Raw genomic sequence first — 17,322 nt, 5'->3', positions numbered from 1 at the left:
CGGCGAGGGTCCTTTCCGTATCTTCGTAGCCGAGAAGCGGGATCGGGGTGGACAGAAGAGAGGACGAGCAGGCGACCTGCTTCCGGGGACTGCGCCGTTCACCGAGACGCGATGCGGTCGGGGATGCGGCAGCCCCCAGCGGGTGGGCTCAGGAACCCAGGCCCACCTCGCAGGGGAAGGAGACAGACACGCCCAGGGGCTCCTCCGTGAAGATGACCCTCTTGGAAAGCGCGGCCATGAAGCCGAGCTCGAAGATGGTCCCGCTTCCGACGCGACCGCCCGGGTTGCACACGACGACAGCGTCGGCTTGCCGGAACGCGTCCATGTGCACGTACTTGTGCCGCCACGTGTCGCGTTCGTTCTTCAGCAAGTCCTGGTAGTCGAAGAGGATGAAGTCGGTGCCCGCGGTTTCCGGCTTGATCCTGGTGCTGCGGGGGCTGAGCACCTCGGTGCCGGTTTCGCGCAGCTGGGCGATGGTGCCCTCGATGTACCCCAGGGACTGCTGGAAGCTGCCGCAGACGACAGCCGTCCGGAACTCCCGCCGGATCAGGCCTTCCACCATGTCGTTCGAACCGCCTGCGGACATGCCTGTGTCCAGGTAGAACCGCTCCAGCTCGGGCCCCACGATGTTGAAGTAGAGGCCCGTGTCGACGTAGACGCTGTTGACCAGCGCGGCCGCTTCCGGCTGCGGGAGCTGCTGGAAGACCCCGGTGGCGTGCACTCGCGTGCTCTTGTTGTCAACGACCTCGGTGAACTCCTTGAGCCCGGCGCAGAACTCGCCAACGCTGTCCGCCAGCGTCTCGCCGGCCAGGCTGGCTCCGAACGGAAGCCGCTCCCTGGTGAGCAGCCTCAGCTCTCCGCTCTGGAAGCGGTAGACGCTGACGCGTTCCGAGCCGAAGTGGACCAAGACCCTGCCTTCTGTCACCACTGTGCTGTTCTCCTTCTTCTCGATCCAGCGCGTTGGGAGCCCTCGGCCTTCGGGAAGTCAGCCGAGGAATGTACTGCGGAGGGCGCCGCGGCTAATCGCCTTCTTCGCGCAGAGCGCTGAGGTACTTCTCGGCGAATTCTTCCCTTCTCCCGCCGTTGTATTGCGTGATGAAGCGCGGGTGCTCCAAGGGCACGATCTTTTTGAAGAAGCGCTGGCCCTCGTTCACCTTCGTGAGGAATTTGAAGTTCTCACCGCTACCGATGCAGCAGCACACCGACGTGTCAATTCCGAATGCCAGCTGGCGCTCCAGGGTGTCCACGAGGAAGGAGTCGAGGTACTCCAGCAGCTTCTTATTCTCATAGAAGTTGCAGTTGACCTCTCGTCCCTGAGGGTTCGTTCTCACCAGGCCGAGAGGGCACACAAAGCTCATGATGAAGTCGGCGTAGAACCTTGTCCGGCCCCCGTAGCGCGCGATGACGTCGTGCAGGAACCCGGCGGAGGGCCTGCTCACCGCATAGCCGTCGGCGACGTCGACTCCCGTGTCGCTTTCGAGGAGTTTGGCGTCTTCGAACGGGACCCCGGTCACGGCTGTGCCCCGCCGGGCAGGCGAGCTCCCCAGGACCAGACGGCGGGGCCTGTCGTCGTCGTAGTACTTGTGGTAGAACCCGGCCGTCACCTCGCGGACGCGCTCCTGCTGGGGGCCGTTGAACGGGTTGACGACCCTGAATCCGGGAGGCAGTTCGAGTGTCGTCTCCGCGAGTCCCTCGTTGAACTGCAGGATCCGATCGGCAACAGTCGTTCGCCCGTTCATTGCAGAAGTCCTTCCTTCGCGCTGGTCCCTCTGGGCCGTCCGGTCGCCCCCGGCGGTCTGCGATCCAGCCTTCCCGCAGCACTGACGGGGCGCCGCGACCGCAGCCGGCCGGAGGCCAGTGGGAGCGTTAGACGGCGACAGCCGACAGGTAAATCTCGGTACTTGTTGGAAACATGCGGGGATCCTTAAATCCAGCAGACTCGAGCCCCTCGCCGATCAGGTTCGCTGTTTCCATCCCACGGTAGAGGTCGACGAATTCAGTGCCGGGAATGATCAGTCCCGGCACGACGAAGCCCCGCTGAGTATACAGAAATCCGTTGGCCACAGAGATGATAGTCACCGCACCGGGCTTCAGAACTCTGTGCGCCTCCGAGGCGGCTGCGGACGTGTCGAAGAACGACGAGTTGTACGTCCTCAATGAGACATACAGATCGAAACTGTCATCCGGCAGGACGGACAGATTTTCAGCGCTGGAGACGACAGTTCTCGCCGAAGGAATGCGTCCGCTTATGTTTGCAAGGCCGCTCTCCGCGATATCGGCAAAGGTGATCCGCGGGCAGCCGGAGAACAGAACTGCTGCTTCGTGGCCGGCACCGACGCCGACGTTGAGGATGTTGACGGCGGGCAGAGTCCTTGTGGACGACCTCCGATACACCGACATGAAGTCGTCGGCCCAGCCCACGTTGGCGGCGCGAGCGTCGTACGCGTAGTCATAGGTGCCGTACTTCGCCTCGAACGCTTCGGCCAGTGCGTCGCCCACGGCGCGATCGGCCTCTTCGTACTCGATCCCGTACCTCTGGCAGATGCGAGAGGCGAGCGCAGCCCTCCCCCTGTTCGCGTTGACATCCCCCCTGGTCAGCTCGAATCCCATCGACCTCAGCCTGGTGGCGACGGCTTCGCTGATGCGATGGGTGGAGTAGTGGGGGTTGCACTCGATGCTCTGCTCGCTCGCCGCGTAGAGGTCTCGGTTCTGCTCCAGGATCTCGCGCTGCAGATCGTCGGGGAAGCGGAGTACGCGGCCTCGCTCGGTGACGGGATCGCCACCGAGGTAGCTCGTCAGCGCGGGGTCCGGCAGACCGATGTACACCTTGCCGATCCGCACGTCCTCCAGGAGCTCGGCCAGCTCGAACGACCGGTCCGCCGACAGGGTGTTGATCGTCAGGTAGACGCCGTGTGCGCTGGATACTCCCAGTTCGTGGACCCTGCGCCGCAGAATGCGGATCCAGGACGCGCCGTGCACTTCGCCCTCGAAGGCGGAGCAGATCAGCCGGCCGTGTTCGGAGACGAGCGCGGCGCCGACCCGCCGGCCTGGCTGTGGCGTCTGTTGTGCGAGGCCGATGGCGTATTTCATCCAGTAGGTGCTGTCTGGGTTCATGGGGTCTCCCCCTTTGCGGCGCGCACGAGGCGTCATCGCTCCTCGGGGACGTGGGCAGGCTGGCCTGCCCCGGGGATGCACGGCACGGACGCCGCCTCGCTGGAGCGGGGCTGGCCGACCTCCTCCAGCTCGGTGCGTATGCCCGCGTAGGCGGCGTCGACGAACTCGTAGTCCGGTTCGCTCAGCGCGGTCTTGAGGCCCTGGTAGTTCAGGGCCACCTGCTGTGGACTGGTGAATCCGGTCAGAACGATCGAGTCTGGGCAGCGTCGGAGGCAGTAGTGGAGGGCGACCCGGGCGAGGTCTTGCGGGGTGGGTCCGAACCTGTCTCGCAGGGGCTGTAGGCCTCGGTGGACGGCGTCCAGGACCGGCGCGGTGAGGCGGGAGCGGACGTCTCCGGGGCCGAAGGCCGTGCCCGGACTGTACTTGCCGGCGAGCAGGCCCAGGCTCAGAGGCTCGGTGATCATGGTGACGACGCCGTGGCGACGGGCGAAGCTGAAGATGTCCTCGTCCTCTTCGCTGTCGGCGGCCTCGGGTTCGGGTGGCTGGCTGAGGGGGTTGAAGGGGGTGGTGATGACCTTGGGGCTGAACTGTTGGACGAGCAAAGCGAACCGAGCCGCGCTTACCTGGTTGCGGTCGCCCGAGGCTGCGGTACCTGCCGCCAGCCGGTTCGGCGCCCTCATCCCGAGCGCCTTGACCCTGCCGAGGTCACGCAGGGCCTCCAGTGTCTCCCGTGCCTCTTGGAGGTACTGGTCGCGAGGGCCGAAGTCGGTGTGGTGCAGCGTCAGGACATCCAGCGATTCCACGCCGAGGTTCTCAAGGCTCTGCTCCACTTGTCCGTGCAGGTTCAGGGAGCTGTAGGCGTTGACGCTGGTGCCCCTGAAGGCTCCGACCGTGCTAGTGATGCTGACGCTCTCGCGGGGCACCTGGGCAAGCATGCGGCCCAACAGCCTCTGGGAGTGCCCGAGACCGTAGACGTCCGAGGTGTCGAAGACAGTTGCTCCCTCTTCGCGGGCGCGCAGGAGGGCATCGACCGCGCAGTCGTCGTCCACGGAGGCCCATCCTGCGGCGTGGCCCAGGTTGGTTGCCGGCCCCCCGATGGGCCGGCAACCAACGCCGAGAGGGTGTTCGTCCCATCCGGCGACCAGGCGTCGCCGGGGCAGGTGTGAAGCGGTCACGACGGGGCTCGCTCTCATCGCGAAGGACAGGGTGCCGGCTCGGCTCGCCGTGGTGGCAGCACAGCGACGAGGCAGCGGGCCCGGGGGAATCTGGAGAGAAGTGGGGCGGAAGCACGGCTCTCGTCAGCCCCGCTCTCACCGTCACATTTGTCCGAACGGGAAGTCCAGCTGCCCACGGGCTCATATCGGGGGTCATTTCCAAGAAGAGACGACCCGCCTACAAGAAATTAGCCCAGATATGCCCGGATTTGAGGCTGCCTGCCGCGTGGTGGAAGGCGGAACTGAATGACCCTCGCTATGAGCCCCCATGCATCTGGCCCGAACAGATGACGGCAGGGCAGGCTGGTGATCAGCTCCCAAGTGGTCAAGAGATACCGGCAGTTCGACGTGCCAGGGCGTCGTCCCTGTCCTCATTCGCCCCTAGCCACCGGGGGTTGTCCGGTGGCCCGGACGTGACGCCTTGCCGGAATGCCCTGTTGAGCAGCGTGCGACCGATGCAGTGCCGGAAGGGGTGTGACGTGGAGCCATCAGCGCGTGAGCCGGTTGCGCAGGAGCAGATCATGGCGGTCACCGGCACGCTGGTGCTCGCGTACGGACTGCACCCGGAAGAAGTAACGCGAATCCCGCAGGGCACCTCGACGGACAACTACGCCATCGTGGACCAGACGGGCCGTCGGTACTTCGCCAAGGTCTACCGCGCTCGGGATCGCTACCTGGCTGGCCACCGGCCCCCAGCGGGCCTTGAGGAGAATTCAGTTCTCGCTGGTCAAGCAGGGTGCAGGAATTGACCGGGGAACGCGTGGAGGTGTCTTGAGGAACGTCCGGTGGGTGCAGACGAGCGTGGGGCGGTATCAGCTACAGCGCAGCGATCACCTCAGCTGCTGGGCCTCGATTTACACGGGCCAGAGAGTGGTGCCGAGGGCTACCTCAAGACGAGCCAACGTGCCGATGTCGGGGAGGACTTGGCCTCGGGAGGATGCGGCCGATGGTCGTGTGGTGAACGCCCGCCTCCTCGCCAAGTCTCCGGAGCCCGATCTCGCAGGCCCAGCCACGTTGTCATCAAAGCCCGCCCCCAGCCCCTGCCCGGCCGCCCCGGCCAACTGGCCCAGGCTCACGCCACTACCGACCGCTGCATCGCACGCACCCTCCACCGCCAGGAGCCGAATCCATGACCACCAGCGCGTTCAGCGTCCACTCCATCGAACCCTTCCCCGAGATCAAGGAAGGCGCGCCCCTAGCCGATACCATCATCCGCACCCTCAGCGAACAGAACACCCAGCTCCAACCCGGCGACATCCTGGTGATCGCATCCAAGGTCGTCTCCATCAGCGAGAGCCAACACGTCGACCTCGCCACCGTGACCCCCAGCAGCGAAGCTGTCGACTTGTCCGCCAAGACCGGCAAGCCCGCCGAACTGGTCCAGCTCATCCTCGATGAATCCACCAGCCACTTCCTGACCACCGACCGGGGGCCGATCATCGCCCGCCATCGGCTCGGCCACCAGCTCACCAGCGCCGGAGTCGACCGCGCCGAACCCGGAGGCGCCTGGCTACTGCCCGCCGACCCCGACGCCTCAGCCCGCCGACTCCGCGACGAACTCACTGCCACAGCCGGTGTACCCGTCGCCGTCGTCATCGCCGATAGCGACGGTCGACCCGACCGGCGCGGCGCCACCGTCATCGCGATCGGCTCAGCCGGGATCAGCCCACTCCGCATCACCGAAGCCCCCAACGGCAAACGGCAGGAAGAGACCTTCACCGACATGGTGGCCGCGACGGCGGGAATCGTGCTCGGCCAGCGCGGCCGGGGAGTACCGGTCGCCATCGTCCGCGGCGTCACGTACGGCAGCAGCGATGACGGCGTCGGCTCGATCCTGCACCACCCTGCCAATCCCTCATCCCCGCAGGGAGCAGCCGGAAGTTGTTCTAGCGAGACCGCTGGCTGACGCCCTTGACCTGACTCGGATGCGCCGATGAACGCTCGTATACGCCTCACGCTCATCGATGCGCTGGCGCGCAGTGCTCCACCGCCATCCCTCATGTGCGGAGATCACGATGACCAGGCTTCCCCTCGCCCCTCCAACGAGGGCCGACAAGAGCCCCGGCCCCGGTACTCAAGGCGCGGAATCGGGCTCCCCATATGACCCGAGCCGAGCCGCCGGGCGGAGAACGGCCCGGTGGCAAGCCCGCCGTTGTGACCCGCGGGCTTTAAGTGCGCCGCGCCGGCACACCAGTCGTCACAGCACCCGTACACGGTGCCGGGCAATCCCCAGATCGTGTGTGATGCCTGCCCGGATACCCATCCGTGTGATCGAACAGCCCGCGCCCAAGGCCACACACGCCCCGGAGACGACATCCGTACATCCGCTCGAAGAGTTCGCCCGCTCCCAACCCGAACGCGTGCCGACGAGGGCCGTTATCCCGAGCACCTGTCCGAGAATTGCGTCAACGAGGAGGCGTCATGCATCTGCGCGCGCACCACACCACCACGCAGCGGAAATCCGAACAGCAGCAGGTGCTCCTCGCACAGCCCGTCGGTGTCCTTCCCGGCGAGCTGCAGTCTCGGAGTGCTGCCCGCCCACACATTGGCAGGCCGGGCCGCGACGGGGCGGACGTCTACGGGGGCCGGTTGGGGGCCAACGCATGAGCGGGATCTACCGGAGCGAAGTGGATCTCGTGACCGCGCTGCACAGGCCGGACGGCCGGGTGCTGCTACTGCGCCGGGCGGCGCCCAAGTACCACGGGCAGCTCACTCTGGTCGGTGGTCGCCTGGAATACGGCGAGTGGTACGACGACGGCGCGCGCCGCGAGGTGTTGGAAGAAGTCGGCGTGCAGATCGAGCCGGACGACCTTCAGCCGTGCTGGTCCGGGCAGCTGCAGGTCGGCAGCTTTGAGCGAAGCATCGTGCTGCTGTTCACCGCGCAGCGCTGGCGCGGCGAGCCGTACAACGCGGAGCCCGACCGGCACACCGCACTGGTGTGGGCGGATCCGGGCGAGCCGCCTGCCGACTGCCACCCGGCCACTGCGGCGCTGCTGCAGCATTTCGTCACCGGCTCGCTCTCCGCGCGGATCAGCGTCCCGCCGATGAGCGAGCAGCCGCGGCCATGAGGTGCCGCAGAGCGAAACCGGCGGCGGCCGGCGCACTCCACCGTCCCAAGTCGCCGGCCGTCGGTCAGGGCGCCGTGCTGCCGGGGGTGAGCGCCTGACCTTCTGAACCACCTGCTGGCCCGGCCCGTTTGACGATCCCGTTCCACTGGAGGCTCCCCGTGCACCACCCCGCCACCCCCGCCCGCTGCGCCGAGGCCCCTCCCTGCTCCGCTCCCCCTGCTCAGGCCGCCGACCCGCACGATGCTGAGACCGTTGCCGCGCGCCGGGCGATGGTCGCCGCCCTCGACACCGGTGCCCCGCTGGCCCCCGAGGTCCGTAACGCGCTGCTGGCGCTGCCGTTGGAGGTGCTGATCCCGCGCGGCTATGTGCGGCGCAACCCGGACGGGGAGGAGCCGGGCACCTGGCAGCTGCTGGACGGCTCCCATCCGGACGACCGCGAGGAGTGGCTGGCCACCCTCTACGGTGGCGGCAGCATCCGCATCCAGCGCAACGGCGAGACGCTGAGTGCGCAACGGCGGGGGACGGTCACCGGGGGCCGGATCACGGGCCTGTCCAGCACCCTGTCCATGACCACCGCGATGCTCGGCCGGCTCGGCCTGGCACCGGGGCTGCGGTTCTTGGACCTGGGGGCGGGAGCGGGAGTCACCGGGGCGCTGGCGTGCGCCGTGTGCGGCCCCGAGCAGGTCACCCTCCTCGAACATGACCCCCACTTGTGTGCGGGGCTGGAGGAACGGCTCGGCGATCTCGGCTACCAGCCGCGCGTGGTGGCCGGGGATGCGCTGGCCCCGTGGCCGCTCGACGAGCCGGTCGACCGGGCCCTGGGCGGGTTCGCCCTGCCATGTGTGCCCACCGCGTGGCTGGAGCATCTGGCGCCCGGCGGGCGGCTGTTGGTGACGATCAGCACGAGCACGCCGAGCTGGCCCGCGCTGGCCGAGGTGACCCGGACACCGGGCGGCAGGATCGAGGCCCTGCTGCACGGCGTGGCCGAGGGGCATCGTCCCGTGCACGGACTGGAGTGGCTCAACGCCCGGATACTGCGCGCGCAGATCAGCGGCGCGCACGGCCGGGAGGGCGTGACGACGCTGGCGCCGCCGCCACGCACTGCGTACGGCTTCTGGACGGCTGCGAACTACCTCGTCCCCGGGCTGGTGCGCACGGGCGGGCAGGGCCAGTTGACACTGCTGGCGCCGGACGAGGAGTCGTGGGTGGTGGTGCGGCCGGGGCCGTCGGGCACCTGGCGCACCGAGTCGGGCGGTCCGCGCGAGATCTGGGCCGAGGTGGAGGCCGCGCACGCCCGTTGGGTGTGGGCGGGCCAGCCGTCCTCCTATCGCCTGGACATCTCCACGAGCGGTGCCCAGCACGTGCTGTCCGGCCTGGGCGGTGCCGTACTGGAGTGGCATCTGCCGACCGGCGCCCTGACCCCCGGCGGACTCGCCCGCGGGAGGTGGTCATGAGCGAGACCACCCCGCCCCCGCAGGACTCTCCCGCCAGGGTGCCGCATCCGCGCGAGGAGGAGCTCGGGCTGCCGCCCGCGGTCATCGCCTCCGACCTGGACGGCGACGGGGACATCGCCGCCCAGCTCGAGGAGGCGTACTGGTCGATCTACGACGGCGCCGCCGCCCAGGCCACGGTGCGCCAGATCCTGGCGCGCCTGCCCCAGATCATGCGGCAGGTCGGCCGACTGGCTTGGCAGGTCAGCCCGTGGGCGACGTGCCTGACGGTCATGCTGCAGCTCGCCTCGGCGGCCATGCAGGCGTTCGGACTGATCGCGACGGTCGGCGTGGCCCGTGAGATGTTCGCCCAGGCTCCCACGCCCGACCGGGTCCGCGCCGCCGTCCCCCAACTCCTTATCGTCGTTGCCCTGCTGTCGGTTCGAGCGGTCCTCGAATACGGGGTATCCATCACCCAGGCTCATCTCACCCCGCGCATCCGCACCGCGCTGGAGACCGAGTTCCTCCATCTCACCTCTCATGTGCGCTTGGAGGTCGTGGACAACGCGGACTGGCACGACGACGCCTATCGCGGGCGGGATCGCGGCCTCTTTTACGCGCGGCAAATTGTCGCCCAGGTGATCTCGCTGGCGTCCGCGGTGCTCGGGCTGGTGGGCACGGCTGGTGTGCTGACCGTGCTCCACCCTGTCCTTCTGCTGCTGATGCCGTTGTCGGTGGTGCCGGTCGGGATCGCCGCCGTGCGCTCCGCCCGCGCCCGCTTCCACTCCTATCAGCGGTGGAACGCGCTGCAGCGCCGGGTGAATGTGTTCTCCTGGCTGCTGCTGGACCGCGATGCCGCCGCCGAACTGCGCTCGGACACCGCGCAGCGCCCGCTGCTGGAGGAGCACCACCGGCTCACTCAGAAGATCGCGGACGAGGACACCCGGCTCAGCCTGTCCTCGGCCCGACTGTCGCTGTTCGGGCGGGCGGCGGGCGGCGTCGGCACCGCGATCACCTATGTCGTGCTGGGGTGGATGCTGATCCGCGGCTGGGTCCCGCTGGCCACCGGCGCTGGCGCGGTACTCGCCATCCAGTCCGGTCACGGCGCGATGACCCGCGTCGTCGACGTCGCGCATCTGGTGTACGAGCACGCCATGTGGGTCGACGATTTGCTGAAGTTTCAGCAGCGTTGCCGGGACCTGCTGCCGCGCCGCACCGGGCAGCCGGCGCCGGACGGCGTTGAGGAGATCACGCTGCACAACGTGTCCTACACCTACCCGGGCAAGGACGCCCCGGCCCTGGACGGGGTCACGATGACGCTGCGCGCCGGGACCACGGTGGCCCTGGTCGGCGCCAACGGAAGCGGAAAGTCCACCTGTTCGAAGCTGCTGGCCGGGCTGTACGACCCGAGTGAGGGGAGCATCTGCTGGGACGGGGTGGACGTCCGCGAGCTGGACGGGGAGTCGCTCCAGCGACAGGTAGGCATGGTGCTGCAGGAGCCGGTCCGGTTCCCGTTCTCCGCGCTCGCGAACCTGACGATCTCCCGGGGCACCCTCACCGAGGCTGAGCCTGCCCAGGCGCTGGCCGCCGCCCGCGCGTCCGGCGCCGACCAGGTGATCGCCGAATTGCCGTCCCGCTGGCAGGCGCTGCTGTCCAAGAGGTTCCGCGACGGGCAGGAGCTGTCCGCCGGGCAGTGGGCGAAGATCGCGGTCGGCCGCGGCATCTACAAGGACGCGCCGGTACTGCTGCTGGACGAGCCGACCGCCAGCATGGACGCCCGCGCCGAACACGCCGTCTACCAGGCTGTGGTGCGTGGCGAGAAGCGGCCCGGCCGGATCACTGTGCTGATCTCCCACCGGCTGGCCAGCGTCATCGAATGCGATCAGATCTATGTCTTCCGCAAAGGCAAGATCATCGAGTCGGGCACGCATCACGAGCTCATCGCCCTGCGAGGCGAGTACGCAGAAATGTTCGAGTTGCAGGCCCAGGGCTACCGCAGCTCCCCCGCATCCGATCCGGCCCAGGCGGAGGTCGGATGACCCGCCGTCCAGCTTGTACCCCGCCGTTGTGGTCGCTCCCCGACGAAAGGCCCCCGTCGATGTCTCTGGCGTCCTCAGGAGAGGGAGGAGCGGTGAGCCGTCGCGCGGCCGAGGCGGCGGCTCCGCTGACCGCCGCGCTCCTCGCCCGTGCCTACGGCCTTGTGCCACGCCGCGTCGCCAACGGCCCGTGCGGCACCGTCACCCGCAATCTCCTGGTCACCGACGAGACGGGCATGGACTGGTTCGTCAAGGTCTACCCCAACGCCGGGGAGCGGGAGTTGGAGCGGGAGCGGACAGCACTGGAGCTGGCGGAGTTCGCCCGCGCTGCCCGCCTGCCCGTTCCCGCCGTCCGCCCCACACTCGACGGTGACCTGCTCGCCCGTGAGAACGGGGCCGCGCTGTCGGTGCAGCAGTACGTGGCCGGCGTCCGCACGGCCGAGGGCTGCCTGGCCGGACCGCTCTGGCCGGCAGTGGGCACCGCCGTCGGACGGCTGCACCACGCGCTCGCCCAGCACCCTGAGACCGTCCCTCATCTGGTGCCGACCGCCGAGGTGTGCGGCATGGGCGCCGCCGAGCACGGGCTACGGGCCCTCGTGGATGCCTACGAGACCCGCCCCGGTGGTGGCGTGTTCGAGCGGTGGGCGCTGGAGACGGCCCGGGAGCGGCTGGCGGCGCTGCCGCAGATCGCGGCCGTGGCCTCGGGCCTGCCCCCGGAGATGACCGCACAGGTGGTCCACGGGGACCTCGCCGCACCGAATGTCCTGCTGCACGCCACCCGGCCCCGGGTGGCGGCGCTGGTCGACTTCCGGCCACCGCGGCCCAGGTCGGCGGCGTGGGAACTCTCGCGGATCGGCTGCGACCCGCGCACCGTGCTCGGCGACCCGCAGTGGCCGCAGGGTCTGGCCCGACTGCTGTCCGCCTACCGCGCGGCGTATCCGGCGTTGCCCACCGCCGAGTTGATCAGCGTGCCGCGGCTCGCCGCCGTCTACACGGCATGCAGTACCTATCCGCTGTCGGTGCCGCTGGAGGCGCCGGACACGTTCACGCCGGGCCTTGAGGCCTACGCGCACGCCCGCTACCGGGCCGTCGGCCAGCTCATCGGCCGGCTCGACGAGGCGGAGGGGGTGCTGCGTGACTGCTTCGAATAGCCCTGTCCCGATGGCGCGGGCGGAAGTGGCTACCGCGTCCGGGGGGCTGCTGTGGCGCCACCGGCCATTCCGTCTCTATCTCCTGGGCGAGACCGCGAGCGTGGCCGGCACCTCGGTGAGCGGCGTCGCCGTCCCCCTCCTCGCGGTGGTGGAACTGGACGCCACCACTGGTCAGGTCGCGGCCCTGGCCGTGCTCGCACAACTGCCCACTGCGCTGTTCGCGCTGCACGCGGGCGCGCTCGGCGACCGGCTCCGCAAACGACCCCTCATGATCACCGGCGATCTGGTGTGCGCCCTGGCCCTGGCCACCCTCCCCGTCGCCGCCGCACTCCATGTCCTGACCATGGGGCAGCTGATGGCCGTGGTGATGGTGGACGCGGTCGCGGCGCTGCTCCACGACGCGGCCGCCATCAGCTACCTGCCGTCTCTGGTGGACCGGTCACTGATCCAGCAGAGCAACTCCCGGATCGGCGGGCTCTTCTCGGTCGCCGCCACCGCCGGCGCCAACCTCGGAGCAATGCTTGTCGGGGCACTCGGCGCCGCCCGGGCGCTGACCGCCGACGCGCTGTCCTACCTGGTGAGCGCCTGGTGCATCGCCCGGATCCGGCTGCCCGAACCAGAACCGTCCCCGCCCCAAGGCTCCACCACCTCCCAGATTCGCGAAGGTCTCACCTACGTGTTCGGCAATCCGACGCTGCGCACCCTGACCCTGACCAACGCGACCATGAGCGTCGCCCTGGCCGTGATGAACACCCTGTGGGCCCTGTTCCTGCTGCGCGAACTTCACATGAGCGCCACCGCGCTCGGCGGGGTCATGGGCATGGGCGGGATCGGCAGCTGCGCCGGGGCGCTTCTCGCGCCACGTTGGTCCCGCCGGTTCGGCCCCGGCCCGATGATGGTGACCGCGCTCGCCGTGACGCCGCTGGTCCAAGTGCCGCTGCTCCTCGCGGGCCCGGGCCTGGGCTGGCAGCTGTTCATCGGTGCGGCGTTGGTGGTCCAGCTGGCGTGTGCGAGCGCGGCCGGCACCACCCAGCGCTCGATCCGGCAGATGATCACCCAGGCTGGCCTCCAATCCCGGATGCAGGCCGTCTCCACCTGGCTCACTGGTGGTTCGCGTCCACTTGCCGCTGCCGTCGCGGGTGTCCTGGGCACCTGGCTCGGGCTCCGCACCACCCTCACGATCGGTGCACTCCTGCTGATCGTCCCGGTCGCCGTGTTCGCTCGCTCCCCGCTGCGCACCGTGCGGACCCTGCCGATTCCGGCCCCGCTCCCTGACGACCGCCCCAGGGAGGCCGGTCCGTGATCCGTTCCGACCATGCGCAGCAAACGGCTGCTACTCCCCGGCTTCCTTGTTCCCCGATTCGTTGGTGGTGACGTCATGACTGACCAGGCTGCCCGTCCGACCGGTGCCGCAGCGCTCATCGTCAATTCTGCGGGCGACTATCTGCTCCATCTCCGCGACTACAAGCCGGGCCTCATCTGCGACCCCGGCGTGTTCTCCCTGCTCAGCGGCACACCCGAGGAAGGGGAAAGCCCTCGCGAGACGCTGCTGCGAGAGCTGGCCGAGGAAGCCGGCCTCGTCTTCGATCAGGTGACGCCGTTCGCGCTGCTGCCGGGCACCGGACCCGACGGCGGCCTCACCGGCAAGGGGCGCATCCAGATTTTCCTCGCCCACTGGGACGGAGATCCGGAGGCGCTGCGCCTGACCGAGGGTGTCCTGCTGCGATTCTTCCCCGCCGAGACCCTCGGCGTGCTGCGCACCTCCCCCTGGGCGGCCGAGGCCGTCCGCCTTCATCAGCAACAACTCGCCCATACAGAAGAGAGATTGCCACCCAGTCAGGGCGCGGCGGGGCACGATAGTGCGGAGGGCGCCCGACCGTGACCAGCACCGCCGCCATTCCTTCGCCGACCGCACCGCGGTATGAGGTGCCCATCGACGTCCACCTCATCCTCCTTCGCTCCACACCCGCGGGGCGCGAGGTCCTGCTGTCCCGCCGGGCCGGTGACGTCTACGCCACCGGCCTGCTCCACCTGCCCTCGGGCCACCTGGACGGTCCGCACGAGGACTTGGTCACGGCCCTGATCCGCGAAGCGGACGAGGAGACCGGCGTCCGGATCGACCCGAAAGACGTATGGGATGCCGTCGTCGTCCACCACCGCAACCCCCAGGGGCGGGCCCGGATCGGCGCGTTTTTCCCGGTGACCCGGTACGCCGGCACGCCGTACCGGCGCGAGCGCGGCCTGTGCAGCCAGATGGACTGGTTTCTCCTCGATGCGCTGCCCACCGACATGGTCGCCTACTGCTGGGCCGGGTTGGAGGCCTACCGGGCCGGCTGCCGCCTTGCGCTCCACTTCCAGGAGCCCGAGGACACCATCGTCTACCGGCCTGACGCGCCCGGCCGCCTGCGGCTGCTGCCCGGTACGGAGGCCCGCTCCGGTGTCCTCGCCCTCGACCCGGAGCTGCGTGCTTTCGCCGAGCAGACCGTCGGCTCGCTCGCCGAGATCACCGACACGTCCAGGCCGCGGGCCACCAGTCGCGTCTGGCGGGTGAAGGGAGTCACGGGCGGCACCTGGTACCTCAAGCAACACCAGAACGACAGATTCCATCAAAGAGAGGTACGAGGGCTGAGGACGTGGGCCCCAGTCCTCGGTGCGGCCGCACCACGCCTGTTGGCGGCCGACGAGGCACTGCGCGCGGTGATCACCACCGCAGTGCCTGGCCGTCCACTGCACGGTCACGTCCTTGATCCCGAACAGGAGCGCGCCTGCTTCCACCAGATCGTTGCCCTGGCCCGCCGGATCCATCAGTCCTTCCCCGCACGGCCTGCCCCCAACGGGAGCGGCCCGGCCGTCCACAAGGCGGACCGGCACCTGGCTGCCGCCCGCCAGCAACTGGCGGCGGGCGACGCGGAATTCGTGCGCGCTCTGGTCCGGCAGGCCGAGCGCCTGGACCCGCTGCCCTGGGTGGAGACCCACGGCGACTTCCAGCTCCGCAACATCCTCTTCAGCGGCCAGCCCACAGGAGGCCGGGGCGACGCAGGCAGCCACCTGGCCGTCATCGACCTCGAACGCAGCGAACCCGGTCCGGCGGTCAGAGACTTGGTGCGCCTGTCCGACGCCTGGAACGGCCGCGCGGACCTGTACGAGGCATTCATGGCTGGCTACGGCAGGCCCTTGACCGGAGCGGAGGAAACCCGGCTGGTCATCGACTCCGCCCTGGACGCGGTGAGCGCAGTCGCGTTCGGCACGGCCCACTGTGATCCCGAGCTCGTGGAACGCGGCCACCGCACGCTGGCCCGGCTGCGGGCCGAACACGAGACACCGCGCTTGACGCAGGAGGAACCCGGTGAACACTGATTCCGCCGCACAGCAGGGATCGCAGACCGCCGTCGAGGCATCACCGGTGCGTGCGGCCATGCCCGAGGACGCCGGCGCCATCATCCAGCTGCGCTCCGAGCACATCCTGTCCACGCCTCTCAGCGGCGAGTGGATCCGGCGGTGCGCGGACGAGCTGGCTGCCCGGCTGGTGCCCGACGGCGACGCGCGCGCGTTCGTCATCGACTCCCCCACCGGCGCGCTGGCCGCCTGCGCTCTCGGCCTCATCCACCCCGTCCTGGCGGCGCCGGCCTACCCTCACGGCCTGGCCGCCCGCGTGCAAATGGTCGCCACCCAGCCCGAGTACCGGCGCCGCGGCTACGCCCGAGCCGTCCTGGACACCCTCCTCGACCACCTCGCTGTCATCGAGCACGTGACTCTGTTCGAACTGCACACCAGCACGGAAGCCGCGCCCCTGTACCGGGAGTTCGGCTTCAGCGGCAACCCGGCACTGATGCGGATGACCCGCCACAGCCAACCCGCCGTTGCCGCGGGCGGTGCGCAGCCGGACTCGACGTGGGTGCCGCCGCAGCAGTACGCCGACTCACTGCCCCGGGCGGCCGCGTTCGTGTGCCTCTACGTCACCGACGAGGACGACCGGCCGCTCCAGCTGCACTCCGTCTACTCCCCCGGCCACCCCTGGCACATGATCGGCGGCGCAATGGATCTGGGTGAGCGGCCCTGGGGCGCGGTGGTACGTGAGTGCCGTGAAGAGAGCGGCCTGACGGCTGTGGGGCCGCCCCGGCTGCTGGCCACCGTGTACGGACAGCCCCGGGCACAGCGTCCGTACAGCACTCTGCAGCTCGTCTTCGACGGCGGGCGCCTCACCGATGCGCAAATCCGGGGCCTCACCCTCAACGCGCGCGAGCACGACGAGGCCCGCGTCCTGCCGCTTGAGCAGTGGCAGGCCCTGATGCCGGCCCGCGAATTCGCGCGGCTGCGCGCCGTGGAGGAAGCCCGCCGCACCGGCGTGGCCGCATACGTCGACACCTGGGGTGACGCATGACCACCAGCAGCATCGTGTTGATGTCCGATCGGAGGATGGCCGAGATCCCCCTTCAGGACTGCGGCGAGGGCCTGGTCGATGTCCGCGCGCACGGCCTGCGGGTCGATGACCGCAAACGCGACGAGGCCGGGGCCTGGGCCCACGTCCGGCAGGGAGTCCTTACCCGGCTCTTGCATGCACAGTCGCTGCTGCCCACCGGTGTGCTTCTGCTGTTCATGGAGGGCTTTCGGCCGCCGGTCCTGCAGAGGCGGAACTTCGAGGACTACTCCGGGGAACTGGCCCGCGCACATCCGGACTGGGATACCGACAAGCTCCGGGAGGCAGCCAGCCGCTTCGTTTCGCCTCCGGAGATCGCGCCGCACTCCGCCGGCGCGGCCGTCGACGTGACGCTGATCGACTACCTAGGCCACGAGTTGGACATGGGCACCCCGGTCAACCCCTCCCCGGAGGAGTCCCACGGCGCCTGCTACACCGATGCCCCCGATCTCAGCGACCGGGCACGCACGAACCGGGCCACGTTGAGCAACGCGCTGTCCGTCGCAGGCCTGATCAACTACGGGACCCAGAGGCACTGGTCGTACGGCGATCGGTACTGGGCGCTACGGACCAAGCAGCCGGTCGCCCTCTACGGCCCCGTCGACCTGGCCTGACACCCCACCACGACCCTGCCTTTCACGAACGAGGAGCAATCCGTGGCAATCACCCCTACCGACTGGTCCGAGCACTACACCAGCGGGCAAGACTTCCGGGGGCTCGGGGACGAGGAGAAGGACCTGCTCGCCGTCCACGCCCCGCCGCCCGACGGCGGCCGTGCACTGGACGTAGGCTGCGGAGTGCGACACGAAGTCGCACGTGGTGAGTGGATCCGATTACGGAGGCCGGTTGAAGCCGGTATCGCGATCCCGGGTTAGTGCTCAACAACCCGTCC

The 17,322-nt window shown here is 69.2% G+C and carries 16 protein-coding genes; 12 read left to right on the top strand and 4 right to left on the bottom strand.

What is annotated here, in order from left to right; translation table 11 throughout:
- Positions 1-148: 148 nt before the first annotated feature.
- The 4 genes from ACIBK6_RS38075 to ACIBK6_RS38060 form a co-directional block, all read right to left on the bottom strand.
- Positions 149-925, bottom strand: coding sequence for a nucleoside 2-deoxyribosyltransferase (locus tag ACIBK6_RS38075; protein ID WP_399057366.1), 777 nt, complete (start codon positions 923-925; stop codon positions 149-151).
- Between the two features lie 94 nt (positions 926-1,019).
- The gene (locus ACIBK6_RS38070) at positions 1,020-1,739 is read right to left on the bottom strand and encodes a uracil-DNA glycosylase family protein (RefSeq protein ID WP_399057364.1); all 720 of its coding nucleotides are present in this window, start codon (positions 1,737-1,739) and stop codon (positions 1,020-1,022) included.
- Between the two features lie 127 nt (positions 1,740-1,866).
- On the bottom strand, positions 1,867-3,114 hold the full coding sequence (locus ACIBK6_RS38065; RefSeq protein ID WP_399057362.1) for a class I SAM-dependent methyltransferase: 1,248 nt from the start codon (positions 3,112-3,114) through the stop codon (positions 1,867-1,869).
- Between the two features lie 32 nt (positions 3,115-3,146).
- Positions 3,147-4,163 carry an aldo/keto reductase gene (locus ACIBK6_RS38060; protein ID WP_399057360.1) on the bottom strand — a complete coding sequence of 339 codons (1,017 nt, stop codon included), beginning with the start codon at positions 4,161-4,163 and terminating at the stop codon, positions 3,147-3,149.
- Between the two features lie 686 nt (positions 4,164-4,849).
- On the opposite strand from ACIBK6_RS38060, the gene ACIBK6_RS38055 reads away from it, so the two are divergent.
- From ACIBK6_RS38055 to ACIBK6_RS38000, 12 genes are all read left to right on the top strand, one after another.
- Positions 4,850-5,077: a hypothetical protein gene (locus ACIBK6_RS38055; protein WP_399057358.1), complete on the top strand. Its 228-nt coding sequence runs from the start codon at positions 4,850-4,852 to the stop codon at positions 5,075-5,077.
- 380 nt (positions 5,078-5,457) lie between these two features.
- Positions 5,458-6,234, top strand: a complete 777-nt coding sequence (locus ACIBK6_RS38050) for a coenzyme F420-0:L-glutamate ligase (protein WP_399057356.1) — start codon at positions 5,458-5,460, stop codon at positions 6,232-6,234.
- Positions 6,235-6,931: 697 nt separating this feature from the next.
- The gene (locus ACIBK6_RS38045) at positions 6,932-7,396 is read left to right on the top strand and encodes an NUDIX domain-containing protein (RefSeq protein WP_399057354.1); all 465 of its coding nucleotides are present in this window, start codon (positions 6,932-6,934) and stop codon (positions 7,394-7,396) included.
- Between the two features lie 158 nt (positions 7,397-7,554).
- Complete coding sequence (locus tag ACIBK6_RS38040; RefSeq protein ID WP_399057352.1) at positions 7,555-8,850, top strand: protein-L-isoaspartate O-methyltransferase; 1,296 nt, start codon at positions 7,555-7,557, stop codon at positions 8,848-8,850.
- Positions 8,847-10,865, top strand: coding sequence for an ABC transporter ATP-binding protein (locus ACIBK6_RS38035; RefSeq protein ID WP_399057350.1), 2,019 nt, complete (start codon positions 8,847-8,849; stop codon positions 10,863-10,865). The genes ACIBK6_RS38040 and ACIBK6_RS38035 overlap by 4 nt, the downstream gene beginning before the upstream one ends.
- A 92-nt stretch (positions 10,866-10,957) precedes the next feature.
- The gene (locus ACIBK6_RS38030) at positions 10,958-12,013 is read left to right on the top strand and encodes a phosphotransferase enzyme family protein (protein WP_399057348.1); all 1,056 of its coding nucleotides are present in this window, start codon (positions 10,958-10,960) and stop codon (positions 12,011-12,013) included.
- Positions 11,997-13,316: an MFS transporter gene (locus ACIBK6_RS38025; RefSeq protein ID WP_399057346.1), complete on the top strand. Its 1,320-nt coding sequence runs from the start codon at positions 11,997-11,999 to the stop codon at positions 13,314-13,316. The genes ACIBK6_RS38030 and ACIBK6_RS38025 overlap by 17 nt, the downstream gene beginning before the upstream one ends.
- 75 nt (positions 13,317-13,391) lie before the next feature.
- A complete protein-coding gene (locus ACIBK6_RS38020) occupies positions 13,392-13,895 on the top strand; it encodes an NUDIX domain-containing protein (RefSeq protein ID WP_399057344.1) in 504 nt (167 codons plus the stop codon).
- Positions 13,892-15,370 carry a phosphotransferase gene (locus ACIBK6_RS38015; RefSeq protein WP_399057342.1) on the top strand — a complete coding sequence of 493 codons (1,479 nt, stop codon included), beginning with the start codon at positions 13,892-13,894 and terminating at the stop codon, positions 15,368-15,370. Before ACIBK6_RS38020 ends, ACIBK6_RS38015 begins: the two co-directional genes overlap by 4 nt.
- 58 nt (positions 15,371-15,428) lie before the next feature.
- A complete protein-coding gene (locus ACIBK6_RS38010; RefSeq protein WP_399057447.1) occupies positions 15,429-16,394 on the top strand; it encodes a GNAT family N-acetyltransferase in 966 nt (321 codons plus the stop codon).
- A complete protein-coding gene (locus ACIBK6_RS38005) occupies positions 16,391-17,044 on the top strand; it encodes a M15 family metallopeptidase (protein WP_399057340.1) in 654 nt (217 codons plus the stop codon). Before ACIBK6_RS38010 ends, ACIBK6_RS38005 begins: the two co-directional genes overlap by 4 nt.
- A gap of 42 nt (positions 17,045-17,086) precedes the next feature.
- Positions 17,087-17,305, top strand: coding sequence for a hypothetical protein (locus tag ACIBK6_RS38000; protein ID WP_399057338.1), 219 nt, complete (start codon positions 17,087-17,089; stop codon positions 17,303-17,305).
- Positions 17,306-17,322: the final 17 nt, after the last annotated feature.

The sequence above is a fragment of the Streptomyces sp. NPDC050485 genome, assembly GCF_044458185.1.
In the GTDB taxonomy this organism is placed as follows: domain Bacteria; phylum Actinomycetota; class Actinomycetes; order Streptomycetales; family Streptomycetaceae; genus Streptomyces.
Note: the sequence above shows the minus strand (reverse complement) of the source record. Positions and strands in the feature narration are given on the sequence as shown.

Excerpts from the sequence above, each read along its gene's own strand:
- ACIBK6_RS38010 (WP_399057447.1), top strand. The coding sequence starts at position 15,429 with ATGCCCGAGGACGCCGGCGCCATCATCCAGCTGCGCTCCGAGCACATC.
- ACIBK6_RS38065 (WP_399057362.1), bottom strand. The coding sequence starts at position 3,114 with ATGAACCCAGACAGCACCTACTGGATGAAATACGCCATCGGCCTCGCA.
- ACIBK6_RS38050 (WP_399057356.1), top strand. The coding sequence starts at position 5,458 with ATGACCACCAGCGCGTTCAGCGTCCACTCCATCGAACCCTTCCCCGAG.
- ACIBK6_RS38020 (WP_399057344.1), top strand. The coding sequence starts at position 13,392 with ATGACTGACCAGGCTGCCCGTCCGACCGGTGCCGCAGCGCTCATCGTC.
- ACIBK6_RS38005 (WP_399057340.1), top strand. The coding sequence starts at position 16,391 with ATGACCACCAGCAGCATCGTGTTGATGTCCGATCGGAGGATGGCCGAG.
- ACIBK6_RS38070 (WP_399057364.1), bottom strand. The coding sequence starts at position 1,739 with ATGAACGGGCGAACGACTGTTGCCGATCGGATCCTGCAGTTCAACGAG.
- ACIBK6_RS38035 (WP_399057350.1), top strand. The coding sequence starts at position 8,847 with ATGAGCGAGACCACCCCGCCCCCGCAGGACTCTCCCGCCAGGGTGCCG.
- ACIBK6_RS38045 (WP_399057354.1), top strand. The coding sequence starts at position 6,932 with ATGAGCGGGATCTACCGGAGCGAAGTGGATCTCGTGACCGCGCTGCAC.
- ACIBK6_RS38055 (WP_399057358.1), top strand. The coding sequence starts at position 4,850 with ATGGCGGTCACCGGCACGCTGGTGCTCGCGTACGGACTGCACCCGGAA.